The organism is Arthrobacter crystallopoietes BAB-32, from assembly GCF_000328305.2.
Taxonomy (GTDB): Bacteria; Actinomycetota; Actinomycetes; order Actinomycetales; family Micrococcaceae; genus Crystallibacter; species Crystallibacter crystallopoietes_A.
In genome coordinates this window covers 13,494-30,458 of record NZ_ANPE02000067.1, presented here as the reverse complement: position 1 = coordinate 30,458, position 16,965 = coordinate 13,494, and the positions used below count along the sequence as shown (strand labels likewise).

The following is a 16,965-nucleotide window of genomic DNA, read 5'->3' as shown; positions in this document are numbered from 1 at the left end:
TTCACTTAGGCTCCTTGGAGGAATGGAGATCGGGAGCGGGCGCAGTCTCAAATAAGCCCGCTGCCAGTAATGGCGCTGTGCGCTAAGGGGAATGGCATGGATGGCATCCGTATTGTCGAAGATGAGGTGCGTGAACTGATCCGCCGCCGGGGGCTGGACCCGGCCCAGCAGGCCGCGGAGGTGCGCCGCCTCGTCGACGCCGCGGTCAATGACTACGACGAGCGGACGCTGCTGGGTACGCTGCCGCCGCTGGGCCAGTTGGACTATGCCCGCAAATACGTTTTCGATGCTGTGGCCGGATTCGGTCCGCTGCAGCCGCTGCTCGACGATCCGATAATCGAGGAAATTTGGATCAACTCGCCTTCAGAGGTCTACGTGGCGCGGGGCGGAGAATCCGAGCTCACGTCCGTGACGTTGACGCAGCAGCAGGTCCGCGACCTGGTGGAGCGGATGCTGAAATCCTCAGGGCGCCGCCTGGACCTCTCCTCACCGTTCGTCGATGCGGCATTGCCTGACGGCTCGCGGCTGCATGTAGTGATTCCGGACATCACGCGCAAGCACTGGGCCGTCAACATCCGCAAGTTCATCGCCAGAGCATCCCGGCTCGAACACCTGGTCGAGCTGGGCTCGCTCTCGCCTGAAGCCGCACGTTTCCTTGCCGCAGCGGTTGCCAGTGGCCTCAACATCCTGGTCTCCGGTGCGACCCAGGCAGGCAAGACCACCATGCTCAACTGCCTGGCGGCGAGCATCGGCAGCCGGGAACGAGTGGTCACCGTGGAGGAAATCTTCGAGCTGCAGCTGCCGCTCCGGGATGTCGTCGGGCTGCAGTGCCGCCAGCCGAACCTGGAAGGAGGCGGCGAAATCCCGCTGCGCAGGCTGGTCAAGGAAGCCCTGCGGATGCGGCCGGACCGGCTCATCGTAGGCGAGGTCCGGGAGGCTGAAAGCCTCGACATGCTGATCGCGCTCAACAGTGGACTGCCCGGCATGTGTACCGTCCATGCCAATAGCGCCCACGAAGCGGCGCGTTGCAAAAGACGTGTACGCTACTGCGGTGGCTATACGTGCAGCAATCTACACCCGCATCTCGAAGGATCTGGCTCAAGAGGGGCTTGGGGTCGCAAGGCAGCTGGCCGATTGTCGTGCTTACGCTCAAGCTCACGGCTACGTTGTCGTGACGGAGCTCGAAGACAACGACATCTCTGCTTCGGGTCTTAAGAAGCGACCGTCATACCTCCGACTTCAGGAGTTAATGGAAGCCGGTGAAGTTGATGTAGTCCTGGTCTACGCCATGGACCGTCTCCACAGAAGCATGGCGGAGCTGGTGCAGTACATAGGGCTTAGCCAGAGGACGAGCGTAGGAATTGTCTCCGTGACAGGAAGCGCGATTGACCTGGCAACCGCTGAAGGACGATTTCAGGCGCACATTTTCGGTGCAGTAGCAGCCGCTGAGCGCGAAAAGGCGCAGGAGCGCATTAAGCGTAAACACTTGGAGCTGGCTGAGAAGGGTGCTTGGCCGGGCCGACGGGTCTATGGCTATCGCGAGGATGCGATGGTGGTCGAAGAGGAAGCGGTCATCATTAAGGAGCTGTGCGAGCGCGTTCTGGCCGGCGAACAGCTCAATGAGATCGCACGGGATCTGAATAATCGTGGAATTCCAACAATTCGCGGAGCGGAGTGGAGGGCGACGACGATCGTGGGGATCGTCAGGAGCGCCCGTATCGCCGGTCACCGTGAACATCGTGGCGTAATTACGAAGCGCAACGTGTGGGAGGCCATCATCGACGACGAGACCTCACTGCTGCTCCGGCACCGCTTGGCTGCAGGACGGTCTCAGGGTACTCGGGGAGGGCCGCGAAAACATCTACTGACTGGGCTCCTCCGGTGTGGTTATTGCGGCCACGGCATGGTGCGGGGGCTCGCCGGCAGGACGAAAACACCTAACTATCGCTGTCCGAAAAACCAAGGGAGCGGCGCGTGCGGCCGGATGAGCATCAGCTTCGAAGGAGCCGAATCGTACCTCGCCGAGGCAGTTTTTGAGGCCCACGATCGGGCCCAGGAAGGCGAGTCCAACGAGTCCGACCTGGCAACTTGGCTGGAGAAACGACAAACGCTCGAAAATCGGAAGGCGAAGATTGCTGAACTGATGGCCACTGGCGTGATGGATACCGAGGAGTGGGTGTCGGCATCGGCCGCCATCAAGCGGCAGCTAGCTGCATTACCTGAGCCCAAAACCAACGTCAGCCGCTCAGTAGTTACCGGACAAGAATTGCGGGCAGGTTGGGCTGGGATGACCACTGCGGCTAAGCGGGCAACGATGGAAGACATGTTCAACTTCGTAACCGTGATGCCGCGTCGCATTGTGAAAGGTGCGAAAGTGTTCGACCCTGGGCGTCTGATCCCTGATTGGAAGAGATAGACCCTGTGGTCCGGGCAGAACCGCCGGCGGCCGGTGGCCTATACATGCGTGCTACTGGGCAACCGCCACGTCAGTCTTGGTAATCTTGCCTCGCTCCGCGGCAGCTAGAGCCCGTCGAATGGTGGCAGCATCTTCGATCTTCGGCGGCAGGCCCTGCTCTCTCCTCGTTGAAGCAACCCATTCCGCAACAGTTGGAATATCCATGAGGGTCTCTATGCGGCGGGGGCAACGACGGGCGCTCTCCACCTAAGAAGGATCAAGGTCGTGGACTGCACGGAGCACTGCCCGCCCTCGCCTAGCGGGCTCCGCTTCCAACCCCGCCCGGGCTAGGATGGCCGGCGTCAGGAAAGACGCCTTCGGGTGATGGGGGAGAGGGATGCCGTGTTGTCGGAGAACCAGCGCGCATTGCTGCAGCGGTTCGTGCTGCGCGCCAGAATCGTGCAGGACCATTCGCTGGCGGACGACATTGATCAGCTGCGGAAAATGTCCAGAGAACAAATTAATGCAGTGCTCACGAAGGATCTCCGTACAGGAGAGACCGGCGTGGAACTGAAGCCGGTCGAGCTCATCCCGACTGAACAGCTGGAGTCGGCGGCGGCCAGGGTGCGCCCGGTGTTCCTCAAACGCGACAAGGTCCACTACGACCAAGTTCTTGACGCGGTCGCCACTGCGCTGAAAGGCCATCAGGGTTCCAGCAGCTTGCTGGGTGACGTGAAGGAGCTTCGCAAGCGGTTCAGACAGGCAGATCCTGACTATCCCCACGGGCAGCCGCAGGAGGCATGGGAAGGCGGCACACTGACCAACAAGCAGCTCTCCGGTGCCTGGCTGTACGGGCACCTGCTGCATGAAGACCAGGTGCGCCGCTCCTACAGCGGAGGGATGTACCCGGAAGAGATGTTCCTGGCAGCTATGCGTACGGTCTGCAGCGAGATGCTCGCCGTCATCGAAACGCTGCACCTGATCGAGAAGCTGCAGGTGCGCGGCTGGCTTGACCTGCCGGAAACCATCTTCACCGAAGAAGTGACGGTCAAGGCGACCTCCTGGGTCCAGCCGGGGAAGATCAGCCTCTATGTCGCTGACCCCTCGGTTCCCTTGCCTGACAGTCTGGACATTGATCTGGAGGCCGCCGGCTGGCGGAACGCGGTCGATGAATTCCTTCCCGGCGGGGAGCCCGAGGGTCTGACGGACTCTGGCTAAACTCCCGATCTCCAAGGCAGATCGCCAGCGCCGTGCCCCGCGGAATGTCATGCAGGACGGCGAACTCGCCGCTCACCGGGTCCAGTTCGAGGATTTGCATGTCGGCGTCGGCGACCTTCCAGATCCGTCCGGTGATGGCGCTCTTGGCATGTGCCAGGGTGACGTGCGCTTTCTTTTCGGGCCGACGGCCGGGAATGACGGTTTGCCAGGCCTTCGCCGCGGCCTTTGCGGGCTGTTCGCCCCACAGGAGCCAGGGAAGGCCTCCGTTGGCCGTGATCCGGGTCCAGACCTGATCGGTGCTGGAGACTTCGGAGGAGCCGAAAGTCAGCCAGTCATCACTGTTGAGGCGGATGTGCCCGAGCCAGGGGGAGCCGGCCGGGCATACGATCGAGTCGGCAGGCAGGGCGAGCAGCTCACCGACGTGGGCAAGGGTGCGAATGGGTTCCATGCCCTGCATGTGTACGGCGAACGGGGCGGGTCTGCCCGGCAATGGCTATTCGAAGCGGCCGGTGCGCGGATTGAACCGGAAGGGGCCGCCCATCACTCGGGGCCCGGGCAACGGGTGTTTCGGCAGCCCGAGCCGTTCACGTGCTGCGTTGGCGACCATGGTGTTGGGGTCGTCGACCAGCGTCTCCACGAGGCGCGCTGTGGCGACCGGGTTCTGCGCCACGCCCAGCCGGGCTATGCAGTCATTCTGGTCCGCGGCCAGCTCGGCCAGCACATCCGCCGGTGCGGAAGGGTTGGCGGCAACAATTTCCCGGCACCACCCGGCGTCCGAATCGCCGTCCGCCCGGTTGCCTTCGAGGTGGATCAGTTCGCGCATGCGGTCCGGCGGCGTATCGGGATTGCCGGCTTCCCGGCGCAGCGGGGTCTTCTCGGTGGGCCTGTGCATGGTCTTCCTCCTGGCGGCTGGGGCTGCTGCGTTCTTCGCCTGATGTGTGCGGCACCGGGGAGAACCCGCCGCCGCCGTCATATCGGGAAACAACGGAGAGGCGCGTCGTGGCCTCCGCACACATGAAAGACCATGAACACTGCAACCGAAACCGTCACCGAAGCCGTCATCAGCCCCCGGGCAGCCCTGCTGAACGAACACCTGAAAACCCAGGACGCGGCCAGCCCGCTGAACTACACCCACGACCGCTGCGACCGCTGCGGCACGGCCGCTGCCGCGAAGTCCTGGTTCACCTACAGCGTCGGTGACATCATGCTGTGCGGCCACCACACACTCTTCCACCTCGACGCACTGCTGGAGCAGAACCCGGTCAGCTACTGGATCGAACCGGAGGTGCTGGCGCCGATCAAGAGCGTGATCGTACCCAAGCAGGACTTCACCAAGGGCGGTGACGGGCTCACCGACGCTTCTTAGCGGGGAGACCTACTGGAGCCCCGCGGCCAATCGCCGCGGGGCTCTTACCGTGTTCCGGGGTCACCCGGTCTGGTGGCCGTTGATCAGCTCGGCTGCGCCTTGCAGGAGATAGTGGCGCAGCTCCGACTTGTACCGGCTCATTCCATCCCTGTATTCGCAGTAGAGGAACGCCTGGCCGACTTCGTCCTGCGCGCTTTTCACCATCAGTTCCGGCGCTACGTGGATGGCGCTTCCCTTCGAGATTCTGTCGATCCATTGGCTCATATCGACGCGCTGGTAGCCGTAGTAGCCCTGTGCAGATTTCTCGTAGCCGCCCAAGATGACCGGGATGTAGCCCCACTGCCACCAGTAGCCCGTGACGTCGAGTCCGAGGTGTGTTCGGATGCGCCAGCCGTCCGCCAGGCGGATCGTGGGGTTGCTCATGGGGCCTTTGAAGAAGTGTGTGATCTTGCTTGCCGGCTCTGAAGATTTTGCTGTGAAATGCTGGGGCGGCACTCCGCGGGCATGAAGCGCATCCGCCAGCTCCCGACCCAGATCCTGAAATTCTCGGACCAGGTCGGCGGCCTGTCTGCGTTGAGGATCGGGCAGATTTCCGGAGCTATCGAGGTAGCCGCTCAGTTCGTCTTCGATACCCATGAGGGGATGCTAGCGTGCATCGTGCCTACCGGGCGGTGCTGACCTACGTTGCATTGCTCAATAGCCCTTGATTGGGCATCCGTGGAAGCGCGAGTGGGGTATCGGTTTCAGTTTCGGAAATGTCCGCACACATCCGGGGCATGAGCAACCGCATCGCCACCGTCGCCCTCATCGCCGCCGCACTGGCCATCGGGATCTTCAATCCGGTGTTCAACGGTCTGTCCATGTTCGCCCTCGGCCTGCCTGGCCCTGGCCTGGTTCACCGGAACCGGCCGGCTGCCGCTGCGCCGGACCAAAGCCTGACCCCTTAGACACCAAAAGACCCCGGAAGCTTCCGGGGTCTTTTGCCATGTGGTCTAGCAGGGCGTCCAAGTCTCACCGCCCGGCGCATAGCAGCGCGGGCCGGTGTAGCCTTCCAGCGGGTCCGGCGCGGGAGCAGGTGCCTGCTGAACCGGCGCGGCCGGTTTTTGCGCGCCCGTTCGCGGATGTGCCTCGCATCGGCGTCGTAGTCGTGGTGCCAGCGCATCAGGCCGTCGGGCCCCAGGTCGCAAACCCAGTGGCTGACGCTGCCGTAGGCGTCTTTATCAACGATCGTGTCCCCGTAGAGCGGGCAGCCGTGAAGATAGCGGTCCGTTGTCGACTCGTGGACCGTCACGGCCTCCTGCTCCGCGACAGGCTCGGCCGCCGGCTCTGCCGTCGTATCCTGTACGGCGGTTTCCGCCTGACTGCCGGTCGCTTTCGCGGCAGCCGCCTCCTGCTCCGCAATCTGGTTCGAGCCAGTCACATACCAGGAGAACAGCATGGCTATGCCCGCGATCCAGGTGAACATGGTCTTCTTTTTGTTTTTCGGCGCGTCCGCGATCGGCTCCCCTTGGTCCGTCGGCGCTACGGCGCCCGGAGAATCATACAGCCACTGTCGCGGTCCGATGAAGGGTGGGAGCGGCTCCCAGACGTAGCCGCCCTCTTGTTAGACCGTCCCGGTCAGGGCGCGGCGGACGGTGCGAGCCAGCTTGGCTTCGTGCTTGTCCACGTCCGGGTCGTTGAGCATTTCCTCCCAGTTGTCTGAGAACAGCCATGAAAGGTGGGTCAAATGCCGGCTGGCCATGACGCACAGGCGGCCGGGGGAGAGACGGTGGCCGCTGGCGGTCGAGTGCCCGGTGAACGGGTCGAGGGCGATCACCGCGTGCCATTGTCCGCCTTGCATCTTGTCCGCCGTGCCGACGGTGATGTTCGGCATCTTCATGTCACGCAGGATGGCAGTGATCGTCGAGGACTGTGCGTTGTGGGCGACGACCACGGCCACGTCGGACTGCTCCAGCGGGCGGCGGTACTCCGTGCCGTCCGTGTCGGTTTCCACCAGGGTGCGGCCGACCATCTTTGCGGCAGCCTCGGCAACGCGGACCATGGTGTCCAGGGATTCGATGGTGGGGGAGACGGGGATCTCCATCGGGCGCAGCTCGCGCAACCGCTTCCCGTCTGAGCGCTCCACGTGCCTGTCAGGGCGGGAGGACGAGAAGTCGAAGTTGTAGAGCGGGGCGATCGCATCCACGGTCTGCTGGCCCAGCCGGTAGGTGGTGTCCATTGCCAGGACCTGGGTGTAGGAGCGCTGGGTGTAGACCTCGGGAGCGCGCATGTGCGTGGCCGCGTCGCGGCCGCGGAAGGCCGAAACATCGGCTGTGACGACGGGGCCGATCTGGCCCGGGTCGCCGACCATCAGAACCTGCTTGGCATTGTCGGCGGCGCCGGTCACGTCGGCGAACGTCGCCTGGTAGGCCTCGTCAACGATCATCAGGTCGCATGCCGGGGCACTGCGCTTACAGGATGCAATTGTGCGCACCACCGGGATATTTGTCAGCTCGCTGTCACGGCCGCCGTTGGCGACACCGGGCGGCGGGGTCATCTGATACACCGACAGTGCAACCTGCGGTCGGCCCTTGCTGTCCGGTCCCAGCCGGGCGGCAATCCGCTCGGCCAAGTCGTATGCCCCGCGCTTGGTCGGCGTCGCGAGCACAACCTTCAGCTTGGACCGCTGCTTCAGCTGGGCGACGATGTCGAGGACCAGGGTCGTCTTGCCGGCACCGGGAGGGGAGTCGATTACGGTGCATGGCTGCCCCGTCCACACGTTGTAGAGGGCGCGTGCAAGTACGGATCCGGCGACGAGATCGCTTTTGGGGGCCTCTTCCTGCTCCGGTGCGGCGGCGGCTTCGAGGGTTGCATCGGCTTCCTCGGGTTCCAGTCCAATGTCTGTCAGGTCGATCATGACCCTAATGTGTGCGGTGCCGGCGCTTGCGCTCACCGCCGTCGCAGCGGCTGAAAATGCGCCAACGGACATGATCCTGGCCGGTGGCCACGGGTTCTGCCGCGCCCGGCCACGGGCCGGCCACACCCCCTGTGGCCGGATTTTAAAGGTAAACGCCCTAGTCAGAGGCACATTGGTCGTCAAAAAAGGGGCCGGCCACCCTGACCACGCGGAAAACAGCATACCCCCATGAGAGAGAGTGTAAATCTGTAACCGGGAACCTACCCCAAATACAATTACCCTCCCTCCCCGGGAGAGAGTGCTGAAACAGGGTGGCCGGGTGGCCATAGATAGATAGAAATACTTAACTTCCCTATAAGTAGTAGTAGTAAAGGGGGCCTCCTGCTCCTCCAGAGGGGGTGTCCACCCCTGTGGCCGGGGGTGGCCGGGGGTGGACAGCACCCGGCCGGCCGAATCCGGCGGTTCCGGGTGCAGAAAAACGACACCCGCAGCGGGCTCAGCGGCATAGAAACCGTATGAGTTCAACCGCGATCAGCCTGAGTGAAACCGTCGCTTGGAAGGGCAATAAGCTCCTCGTCACCGACGAGGCTGCCATCCCGCGGCTGCGGTGGAAAGCGCTGTCGGCTTCCACGTCGAAGTCTATGCCGTCCTGCGCCGCCCGATTGGAGTCCATCGCTTGCGAGACCCGCGGTGTGGCGCCAAGGATCCCTGCTTGACAAAGAGCGGCGGGACCACGTGTCCGTATACCTGCCGGAGAAAGTCCTCCGCGCTGGCCAAGGGGTATCCCGGGGAGGCGAAGTTCGTGCAGCGGAGCCGGCAGATCCGCCCGGTGCTGCGTCCCGTCCCGGACGCCAAGCCTGACGAGAGCGCTGACCCGGGCCTGGTTCGTGAAGCGGTGCCTTTCATGGCCGATTCCCTGCGGTTCGACGGCCGCGCCTAACAACACCGTCACATTTTGAATCCTGTACCGGTTGGGTGGGTTTGGGTGAAACGTTCGCCGCTAGACTGGCAGGGCCGGTTCCGGCACCGGGCACGGGCCTCTCCCCTGCCCGCTCCTTCTAGTTTTCGTTGGGGGAAACACACCTTGAAGAAGTCCATCGCGCTCACCGTCGCCTTGCTGGCCGGCCTCGGCCTGTCCGCCTGCAGCTCGCCTGCGCCCACCGTTGAACCCCAGTCGGAGACGACTGCTGCCGCCGAGGAGACCACAGCGGCAGCCGCGCCCGCAGAGACTGCCGAAGAGCCCAGCCAGGAAGCCGCTCCTGCTGACCGGTCCGCGAAGTTCGGCGACAAAGTCACCTTCGAGAATGGCGTCGAAGTAACTGTGACTGCCAAGGGCCTGCAACCGGCGGGCCAGTACGCCTACGGAGCGGTCGAGAACCAGATCGCCGTTTTCGACATCGAGGTCACGAACGGCGGCCAGGAAGAATTCGAAGCAATCCTCATGGGCGTTCCCGAGGTCAAGTACGGGGACAAGGGCAAGGGCGCCGAACACGCCAATGACTCCGAGAACAACATCGGCATCGACCAGTTCTCCACCGTCCTGCCCGGCGAAACCCAGACGGTGACCGTCGGATATGGCATCCCCGAAGCAGAGGCAGACAATGTCCGTGTCGAGGTCACGGCGCCGAACTTCATGGACAAACCTGCCATCTTCAAGGGGTCGATCAAGTAAGACGCGTGAGGCCGGCGTCCTCTCTTCTAAATCGGGCGGCCTCTGCATTTCCGGGCACAAAACCCGCCGCCTTATCAGTTCCAAATTTGAATCACTTCACCAACTTTGGGGGAACCACCATGTCCAAAATCGCCCGCGCCCTCGGAGTCCCGCTCCTGGCCCTCGCCGCCAGCTTAGGGGCCGCAGCCTGCGGCTCCTCCTCGCCCGCACCGGCCAGCACTGCGCCTGTCACGGCCGAGTCCCCGGCCGAGCAGAAGGTCGAGCATGCGCCGGCCGACGTCGCCAAGACCCTGAACGCCTTCTTCAAGACCTCCCAGAAGGAAGCCAAGGCGTACATGGGCGAGATGATGGCGAACCCGCCGGCCGAGGACGCCACCGATGAGGAGACCGCGGCCCAGCTGAAGGCCGCCTTCCCGAAGTCCTACGGCTACCTGGACATGAGCGAGGAGAAGAGCGCCGGACTGGTCGGGATCTTCGCGCTGCTCGGCATGTTTACCCAGGAGCCGGCCACCATCAGCGAAGACGCCATTGAGCTCGACGGCGACAAGGCCTCGATCCTGGGCAGCGACATCGACATCAAGGCCGGCGACACCGAAGAAACCGCCAAGCCCAGCGAGGGCGGCAAGGTCGGCAAGATCAGCCTCGAGCACGACGGCACCGAGTGGAAGATCACCGACGTGGAGGTCACGCAGTAGCCGCCACGCGGAGACGGGAGCCCCGGCTGTACGCACCGCCGGGGCTCTTTCTTGCACCGACCCCCGTCGAATGGGCCCGCCGGGCTCAACCAATCCGGACGGTCACCGGGGCGTGGTCCGGGACGCTCTCCGAGCGGCGCGCGGACGGGTTGTTGCCGATCCCCTGGATGTCGTCCGTGAATGACTCGGCGGACTCCAGCCCTTCGACCAGGGCGTGGCTGAGCAGGATGTGATCGATCAGTTCACGGTCACCCTCATGGATCCGGGAGAAGCGCTGCTCCTCGGGGATCTTCGCAGCGACGTTCCACAGCCGGCTCCGGTCTCCTTTGTCCGGCCGGTCGAACCCGGCAGTGCCGAGCTGTGAGCCGGTGGGCCCGTACATGAGCTGGGTGGTCGCCGCCAGCTGGGTATCGTTCAGGTCGCCCAGCACGGCAACGCTGCGCCCCTCCTCCGCCAGCAGGGCGTTCACGTGGACCCGGATGGCGGCCGCCTCGGCGGTGCGCCGGTACAGGGCGTACGCACCGAACCGTGCCCGTTCGTCCTCGTCCTTCGGATTGAAGCGTCCGCCGGGGTAGGTCAGCAGCTTTGATTTGAGGTGACAGGTCACCAGGTCCAGGTCCCGGCCGTCCACGGCGGTCCGCACATGCAGGGCACCACGGCCCAGCGCCTCGGCCGCATCGTCGGGCCCGTCACCGGACTGGACCGGGCGCAGGGGCTCCGGCAGCGTGGTTACGTGAGTGGTCGTGGCGATGCTGCCGCGGCTGAGGAAGCCGACCCGGATGCCGCGGGCGTCCGGATGTTCCGACAGCACAGTATGCCAAGTGCCGGGGAGCCGGCCGGTCAGCTCGTCGAGGGCCTCCGGGTCGCCGATCTCCTGAACCGCGAGCACGTCCGGGCCGATGGTCTCGATCCGGGCGGCCACGTAGTCGAGCTTCTCGTCATAGACACTCTTGGTCTTGGGCCCGAACTCGCCGCCGGGCTGGTAGAGGTTTTCGAGGTTCCAGGTCGTCAGAACGGGCATCGGTCTTCCTTCCGTCTCTGGGGTGCGGGAGCCGCGGCTGTCCGTGGCCACGCTAGGGTGCGGAGGTGAACAGCAGGTGGCGGCGATAACCCACCCTGGCCTACAGGGCGCCGGCCACCACCTCGTAACCCCAGATCGCGGCGAGGACCAGCAGGCCGCCGACGCCGAATTTCCAGGCCGGCGAGCCCGGCCGGAGGATGCTCCAGCCGAGCAGCACCGGTGCGGCCGCGAGGACCAGGGCCGCGCCGAGGAAGAGGACACCGGCCAGCGGGTCCGGCTCGGTGCATTCGAGAAAGCAGCCGCTGAAGCTGAACATGGAAACCAGGGCCAGGAGGAAGGCCGGGTAGCAAACGACCAGCCAGCCGAGCAGCACCGCCAGGACCGCGGAGATGATCCGCGTGCTCTTCTTGTTCGGGTCCAGGACGCCGTCGGGCATGGATGGGAGTCTACCGGCGAAGGGCTCTGGCGAGCCCCGGGCGCCCTGCCGCACACATGAGGCACGAACATTCACCTCCTGTGAAAGGCACTCATGGAAGCGGTCATCGTCACCCGCATCGCGGCAGTCGGCATCGTGGTCGTCTGCCTGCTCGTCAAGGCCACCAGGAAGCATCCCGGTCCGGAGCCGGACTGGGTGGAGAAGCTGGACGCCCCTATATCCGCCCGCCCGGTGAGCCGCCGCACATCAGGCTCTGCCTCGTCCTCGGACCCGTCGAGCGCGTACTGGGCCGGTGGCATTGCCGGATCCGGGTTCTTCGACTCGGGCAGCAGCTCATCCTGCGACTCCGGCGGCGGAGGGGGCTGCGACTGATGGGAGAAGCGGTTGCCTTCGTCCTCGTGACGAACTGCATCGCGATTTTCATCATGTGGCTGGCGATGGACGCGCAGCCGCCCCGACAGGTACGGATCGACGGTCCCGGACGCCCCTCTTCACTGCCGAATAGCCTCCGCGGGCGTCGGGCTACAGCACCGGCCGGCCTTCGATCCGACCGTAGATCTGTTCGTACCGCTGGAACAGGTCTTCCAGGTCGCGGTCTCCGCTGAAGAGTTCGATCCACCACCTAGCCTGTGTATGGCCGTCCATCCACCGGGCCACTTTGGTGGCCTCGGAGAAGTCCAGCCAGGGCTGGCCGGCGTGGACCTTCAGCTGGGCAACCATGCTGGAGCGGATAGTGCTGGCCCAGGCGATCTGCTTGGGGCTGCCAGAGAGCACGCTGCGGCAGTCGAGGATGCCGCCGGCACCCGGAGGGTGCACCGGTTCCGCGGCGAGCAGTGCGCTCTGGGCCTCCCTGGCCTTCCGGGCGTCCTCTTCGCGGCGACGTTGGGCTTCAGCCCGTGCCCGACGCTCATCCTCTTCGGCTTTGCGCCGCGCTTCCTCCAATGCCTGCTCCTGCCGGAGCAGCTCAGCGTACGCCGCGCGGGCCACTTCCAGGTGCTTCGAGTGCAGGCCATCGGCGGTGATCGTCCAGTCGGACAGCGGCCCTCCGGTGACCTTCTCGGTGCGGGCGCCGTCCTGCCAGGCAAGATAGGAAACACCCAGGCGGCAACTGGTGTCGCGGAACCGGTAACCAACCCTGAAGCTATAGCCGCGGCGGTACAGGATCTCCCGGTGCGCGGCGTTGTTCTGCTTCTCGAAGAGCCAGTCCACCGCCCCGGCCCCAGCAAGGTAGCGAGCCGTCCGCGCTTCGGCTTCTCCCGGATCCAGGGGTGAGCGCTGCACCTCCAGGCAGCAGCGGAAGCCCGGTCCGGTGACGAAGACGTCGGTGCGGGCCCTTTCGATGGCCACCTCCAGCCGCGCGCTGTATCCGGGCATGGCGTCGATCCACTGCTTCAGCGCCGTCTGAATGGCCAGGTGCGTGTACTGGTCCCTGGCCTCCGCGGATGCGGTGAGTCTGCATCGCGTATCGGCCTTGTGCCTGAAGTGCGGGACATTGATCTCGCCGATGGCGAAGGTCAGGGGCTCCCCGCAGCCGCCGGCGGCCGGCGCGCAGAAGAAGTCCCGGTAGCGGGCCTTGATGGTGCGCGCCGCCGTGCGGGACTCGGGAACCTTGACGACCAGCTCCGAATCGGGGCTCCCGGCGACGGCGAATTCGATCTGCCGGTCCCCACCTTGGCTAACCACGGGCACCCCGTGGTGTCCGGGCGGGCAAGGTCTTCTTGGAGCCGTAGGACGACCGGCCCTTGGATGGCACGACAACCTGATCCTGTGCCGGCTGCTCGGCGCCGAACTGCTTCAGGTACCGGTACAGGGTGGTTCGTGACCATCCGACCGCTTCGGCTGCCTGTCGGCCCGTCTTGCCCTCCGAGAGCAGCTGCCTGGCGACCTTGACCTTGGTCTCCACGGTTTCCTGCTTCGGCGGCTGCTTGCCGAACTTCACCCCGCGCGCCTTCGCCGCCTGCACGCCGGCCCGGACACGTTCGTTGATCAGTTCCCGCTCGTACTCCGCCAGGGTGGCGAACAGATGCAACTGGAGGCGCCCCTGGGCACTGGACGGATCCACCCCGTCGATGATTGACCGTAGCGCGATGCCGCGTTCCATGATGTCCTCGACCGTGTTGATGACATCGACCAGGGACCTCCCGAGGCGGTCGATCCGCCAGACCAGGATCTCATCCCCTTCGCGCGCGTAGTCGAGCAGCGCCCTCATCTGCGGCCGCTGGCGAGCCTCCTTGGCCCCGGACATCTCGTCGACGAAGATCCGCTTCCGGTCCACTCCGGCTTCGACCAGCGCCTCGATCTGCATGGACGCGTTCTGATCGATCGTGCTGACCCTCGCGTAGCCCAGTCTCATGCCTCCCCTTCCGCCAAGTGTCCCGCAGTCCCTTAGGAGATTCGGGATACTTACGTGATACAGGGTCCATGGGACAGTTTTGGCCTTGAAACGCCGGAAAACCGGGGTCAGGAGAAGTGACAGTAGAAGGTAGAGTTCGCGGGACAACGATGCCTTCCCAAGCTATACTCCGTGAGACAGGGCGGACCCGCCCATTCTGCGCCACGCTCTGTGGCCGGGAAGGTGGGGGAAGTAACGTGCACAGCTGCTGCTCAGGAGCCGTTGTTATGGGGACCCGGCATTGCACCTCCCCCATTTCAGTTGCCAGATCCGGCGCTCTCATTTAATGAACCTGGCCACCAGGCGCCACTATGGGTCCACCAACATAACTCTGGACGAGTACCCGGGTCCCATCTCCATACTGGAGCGACCACTATGCAGGGATCAGGTCCCTGATCTTCACCTTGAGCGGACGCGGCCTTGCGAAAGCTCGTTAATGACATCTCGGGTGATTCGTGCATTCGATGGCGCCGCGGGCAGGTCGGAGTGGATGCACACCGAATCAACGCGGATCTGCAGCTCATTGCCCGTGGCTGTCATGACTGAGCCTTCGCTGATGGCTGCGCGAACCCTGTCCGCGAATTCATCAGGAGAGCGCTGCTTGCCGTGTCGTTCTACGACGACGATGCCGTCATCGCCGTAGTTGAGGTCGGCGTAGAACTCAGCAATAAATCCCACTTCGCGGCGGGCCGCCGCTCGCTCGTGAGCCGTTCCGGGCAACCCGTAGACAGGGACGCCATACTGAATTGCCACATCGCAGACGGCGTCCATCAGATCCTCGTCGCGGGCCAACATCCCGTAGAGGGCGCCGTGAGGCTTGATGTGGTGCAGGGCAGCGCCGGCTGCCTCGAGGAAGGCGACCAGCGCCCCGACCTGGTAGCGCACCAGGTCACGCACCTCGCTCTTGTCGAGCTTCATTTCACGACGTCCGAACCCAACGAGGTCAGGCAGGCCGGGGTGCGCACCGACGGTGACACCGTGTTCGGACGCTGCCTCTATTGTCTGCCTCATCGTGGATGGGTCCCCTGAGTGGAACCCGCATGCCACGTTGATAGTGTCGACCAGCGGCAGCAGCAAGTGATCATTGCCGAAGGAATGAATACCGAGAGATTCACCCATGTCGGCGTTCATCGTGACCATGAAAGCTCCATTCTCAGTCTTTATGCAGGGCACGGGACCCCCTGCGCCTCGACGGGTGTTTGCCCAGTCATTCATGACGAGCACTGTCGGCAGTTTGTAGGTTCCGGGTCCCGTGCCCTTTGTGTTCCTGGCGTTGTGCCGGCTTGGTTTTAGATTGAAACCGAATCGGGTAGGTGCCGGTGATTACCGGCCTGCTCGAAGCCGTATCCAACCCGGAACAGAGTCCGCTCATCGAAGGGCCGCGCGAGAATTTCCATTCCGACGGGCAGCCCGGCTTCGGTAAGCCCGGCCGGGATTGTCATCGCGGGCATCCACGTCTGTGACCCGATCAAGGTGTTCGTCGGGAAGTTCAATGTTGTCCACTGCGACGAGTCGCATTCTTCCCGTGTAGGTGGAACAACCTGCACCGTCGGGTAAACCAGAGCAAGAAGATCATTTGCGCCCATAAGATTCACCACCGTCTTCATGTACGCCTCGCGTGCCAAATACGCTGAGTAGAACGAGAGGTCCGAGAACGGGTCGTCCGGGCCGCCGTTGATGGCCTCAAGGAGGTCGAGCTTTTGGTGGTACCGCCCCGACTCGATGATCTCCGCCACGGAGTGCATGGGAGCATCGGGCTTTGCCGCGAGGAACTGATCGATGTCGAATTTCGACTTGATGGTGTACATCGAGGTCCGCGCATTCCAGTCCTGCAGATCGGGAATCTCAACGTCAACCAAAATCGCCCCTGCGGCAGCCAGCTGCTCCAAGGCGCTGCGCATGACGTCGTTGACGGGGGCTGCGTACTTGTCGTCATCCGAACCGAACGCGTTTCGAACGACGCCGATGCGTGCGCCGACGATCGCGTCCGGGACCAGCGCCGAGAGGTATGGCTCTTGCTGCGGGAGAATTTCGGCTGCATAGGTCAGTTCGTCGTGAGGGTCGAATCCGGTGATAACGTCGAAAACGCGGGCAACGTCAGCGACGCACTGTCCCATGGGTCCGATCGTGTCCTGCACGCTGACGAGAGGGTTGCACCCCTTGCGGCTGATGAGGCCGGGAGTTGAACGGACGCCGACAAGATTGCAGAAGGAGGAAGGTACCCGGATTGAGCCGCCGCAGTCGGTGCCGAGCCCGACTGCCGCCAGCGCGGCCGCGATCGACGCGCCGGTGCCGGCGGATGATCCCCCAGGATCACGGCTCAAGTCGTACGGATTCTTCGTAAGTCCTGTTCGTGAGGAATACGTGAACCACGAGGTTGCCCAGTCCGGAAGCGTGGTCTTCCCTAGGATAATTGCACCGGCCTCGCGCAACTTGCGGATGACCGTGGCGTCTTCGTCGGCCTGGTAATCGGCGAAGATCTCGGAACCGAACGATGTCGGCATGTCCGCCGTCTCCAGACAGTCCTTCACTAGGACCGGGATACCGTGGAGCGGTCCGACTCCGTTTGGGTTGTTCGCCCGTTGCTCGTCGCATTTCGAGGCTTGGTCACGGGCGTCGGGGGCGAGCGTCACAATGGAGTTCAGTTCCGGTCCTGCTTTGTCGAACCGCTCGACTCGGTCCAGATAGAAGTCCACGAGCTGCACTGCAGTCAGCTTCCCTGCCCGCATGCCGGCCTGCAACTCCCCAATGCTCGCGGTTTCGATCTGGATGTCGAGCTTGTCGGCGGTAATGTCCACAATGTCTCCTTTGACTAGATACATACCAAAACCCGATGTCTAACATTGGAAGTATGGCAGGGGTCATATGCTTTGA

At 64.0% G+C, this 16,965-nt stretch carries 19 protein-coding genes and 1 pseudogene; 10 read left to right on the top strand and 10 right to left on the bottom strand.

The genetic code is table 11. From position 1 onward, the window contains the following. Positions 1-96 precede the first annotated feature (96 nt). The 4 genes and pseudogenes from D477_RS03065 (at position 97) to D477_RS03055 (ending at position 3,613) form a co-directional block, all read left to right on the top strand. Positions 97-1,215 carry a CpaF family protein gene (locus tag D477_RS03065; RefSeq protein ID WP_005267190.1) on the top strand — a complete coding sequence of 373 codons (1,119 nt, stop codon included), beginning with the start codon at positions 97-99 and terminating at the stop codon, positions 1,213-1,215. Next, positions 1,124-1,453 (top strand): annotated as a pseudogene (locus D477_RS23105) (recombinase family protein); the annotation flags it as partial. The gene D477_RS03065 and the pseudogene D477_RS23105, both read left to right, overlap by 92 nt. 96 nt (positions 1,454-1,549) lie before the next feature. After that, positions 1,550-2,416: a recombinase family protein gene (locus tag D477_RS23100; protein WP_237740685.1), complete on the top strand. Its 867-nt coding sequence runs from the start codon at positions 1,550-1,552 to the stop codon at positions 2,414-2,416. A gap of 384 nt (positions 2,417-2,800) precedes the next feature. Beyond that, positions 2,801-3,613 (top strand): hypothetical protein, encoded by an 813-nt coding sequence (locus D477_RS03055; protein WP_150109976.1) that lies wholly within the window; start codon positions 2,801-2,803, stop codon positions 3,611-3,613. Positions 3,614-4,106: 493 nt separating this feature from the next. Here D477_RS03055 and D477_RS03045 read toward each other — a convergent pair whose 3' ends face one another. Next, entirely contained in the window at positions 4,107-4,505 is a 399-nt protein-coding gene (locus tag D477_RS03045) for a hypothetical protein (protein ID WP_005267181.1), read from the bottom strand. A 132-nt stretch (positions 4,506-4,637) separates the two neighbouring features. On the opposite strand from D477_RS03045, the gene D477_RS03040 reads away from it, so the two are divergent. Continuing rightward, positions 4,638-4,979 (top strand): DUF7455 domain-containing protein, encoded by a 342-nt coding sequence (locus D477_RS03040; protein WP_005267180.1) that lies wholly within the window; start codon positions 4,638-4,640, stop codon positions 4,977-4,979. 60 nt (positions 4,980-5,039) lie between these two features. Here D477_RS03040 and D477_RS22180 read toward each other — a convergent pair whose 3' ends face one another. Beyond that, positions 5,040-5,615: a hypothetical protein gene (locus D477_RS22180; RefSeq protein WP_150109974.1), complete on the bottom strand. Its 576-nt coding sequence runs from the start codon at positions 5,613-5,615 to the stop codon at positions 5,040-5,042. Between the two features lie 119 nt (positions 5,616-5,734). Between D477_RS22180 and D477_RS03025 the strand changes: the two genes are divergently transcribed. After that, positions 5,735-5,926 carry a hypothetical protein gene (locus D477_RS03025; protein ID WP_043845382.1) on the top strand — a complete coding sequence of 64 codons (192 nt, stop codon included), beginning with the start codon at positions 5,735-5,737 and terminating at the stop codon, positions 5,924-5,926. On the opposite strand, the gene D477_RS03020 is transcribed toward D477_RS03025, so the two are convergent. Together D477_RS03020 and D477_RS03015 are read right to left on the bottom strand one after the other, a co-directional pair. Next, a complete protein-coding gene (locus tag D477_RS03020) occupies positions 5,923-6,444 on the bottom strand; it encodes a hypothetical protein (RefSeq protein ID WP_005267177.1) in 522 nt (173 codons plus the stop codon). The two genes, D477_RS03025 and D477_RS03020, sit on opposite strands and share 4 nt — an antisense overlap. A 138-nt stretch (positions 6,445-6,582) precedes the next feature. Further along, positions 6,583-7,875 carry an AAA family ATPase gene (locus D477_RS03015; protein WP_005267176.1) on the bottom strand — a complete coding sequence of 431 codons (1,293 nt, stop codon included), beginning with the start codon at positions 7,873-7,875 and terminating at the stop codon, positions 6,583-6,585. A 712-nt stretch (positions 7,876-8,587) separates the two neighbouring features. Between D477_RS03015 and D477_RS22175 the strand changes: the two genes are divergently transcribed. The 3 genes from D477_RS22175 (at position 8,588) to D477_RS03005 (ending at position 10,242) form a co-directional block, all read left to right on the top strand. Then, a complete protein-coding gene (locus tag D477_RS22175) occupies positions 8,588-8,815 on the top strand; it encodes a hypothetical protein (RefSeq protein ID WP_005267175.1) in 228 nt (75 codons plus the stop codon). A gap of 144 nt (positions 8,816-8,959) precedes the next feature. Beyond that, entirely contained in the window at positions 8,960-9,547 is a 588-nt protein-coding gene (locus D477_RS03010) for a hypothetical protein (RefSeq protein WP_005267174.1), read from the top strand. A 119-nt stretch (positions 9,548-9,666) separates the two neighbouring features. Next, positions 9,667-10,242: a hypothetical protein gene (locus D477_RS03005; RefSeq protein ID WP_005267164.1), complete on the top strand. Its 576-nt coding sequence runs from the start codon at positions 9,667-9,669 to the stop codon at positions 10,240-10,242. An 85-nt stretch (positions 10,243-10,327) separates the two neighbouring features. On the opposite strand, the gene D477_RS03000 is transcribed toward D477_RS03005, so the two are convergent. Both D477_RS03000 and D477_RS02995 read right to left on the bottom strand, forming a co-directional pair. After that, the gene (locus tag D477_RS03000) at positions 10,328-11,263 is read right to left on the bottom strand and encodes an endonuclease/exonuclease/phosphatase family protein (RefSeq protein WP_005267161.1); all 936 of its coding nucleotides are present in this window, start codon (positions 11,261-11,263) and stop codon (positions 10,328-10,330) included. A gap of 100 nt (positions 11,264-11,363) precedes the next feature. Then, positions 11,364-11,699 (bottom strand): hypothetical protein, encoded by a 336-nt coding sequence (locus D477_RS02995; protein WP_005267160.1) that lies wholly within the window; start codon positions 11,697-11,699, stop codon positions 11,364-11,366. 93 nt (positions 11,700-11,792) lie between these two features. Between D477_RS02995 and D477_RS02990 the strand changes: the two genes are divergently transcribed. Further along, positions 11,793-12,071, top strand: a complete 279-nt coding sequence (locus tag D477_RS02990; RefSeq protein WP_005267159.1) for a hypothetical protein — start codon at positions 11,793-11,795, stop codon at positions 12,069-12,071. Between the two features lie 150 nt (positions 12,072-12,221). On the opposite strand, the gene D477_RS02985 is transcribed toward D477_RS02990, so the two are convergent. From D477_RS02985 to D477_RS02970, 4 genes are all read right to left on the bottom strand, one after another. Next, entirely contained in the window at positions 12,222-13,382 is a 1,161-nt protein-coding gene (locus D477_RS02985; RefSeq protein WP_150109973.1) for a competence protein CoiA family protein, read from the bottom strand. Beyond that, entirely contained in the window at positions 13,375-14,052 is a 678-nt protein-coding gene (locus D477_RS02980) for a recombinase family protein (RefSeq protein WP_005267157.1), read from the bottom strand. Before D477_RS02980 ends, D477_RS02985 begins: the two co-directional genes overlap by 8 nt. Before the next feature lie 438 nt (positions 14,053-14,490). After that, positions 14,491-15,231 (bottom strand): 5-oxoprolinase subunit PxpA, encoded by a 741-nt coding sequence (gene pxpA, locus D477_RS02975; RefSeq protein ID WP_005267156.1) that lies wholly within the window; start codon positions 15,229-15,231, stop codon positions 14,491-14,493. Positions 15,232-15,380: 149 nt separating this feature from the next. Further along, on the bottom strand, positions 15,381-16,889 hold the full coding sequence (locus tag D477_RS02970) for an amidase (protein WP_005267155.1): 1,509 nt from the start codon (positions 16,887-16,889) through the stop codon (positions 15,381-15,383). Between the last annotated feature and the right edge of the window lie 76 nt (positions 16,890-16,965).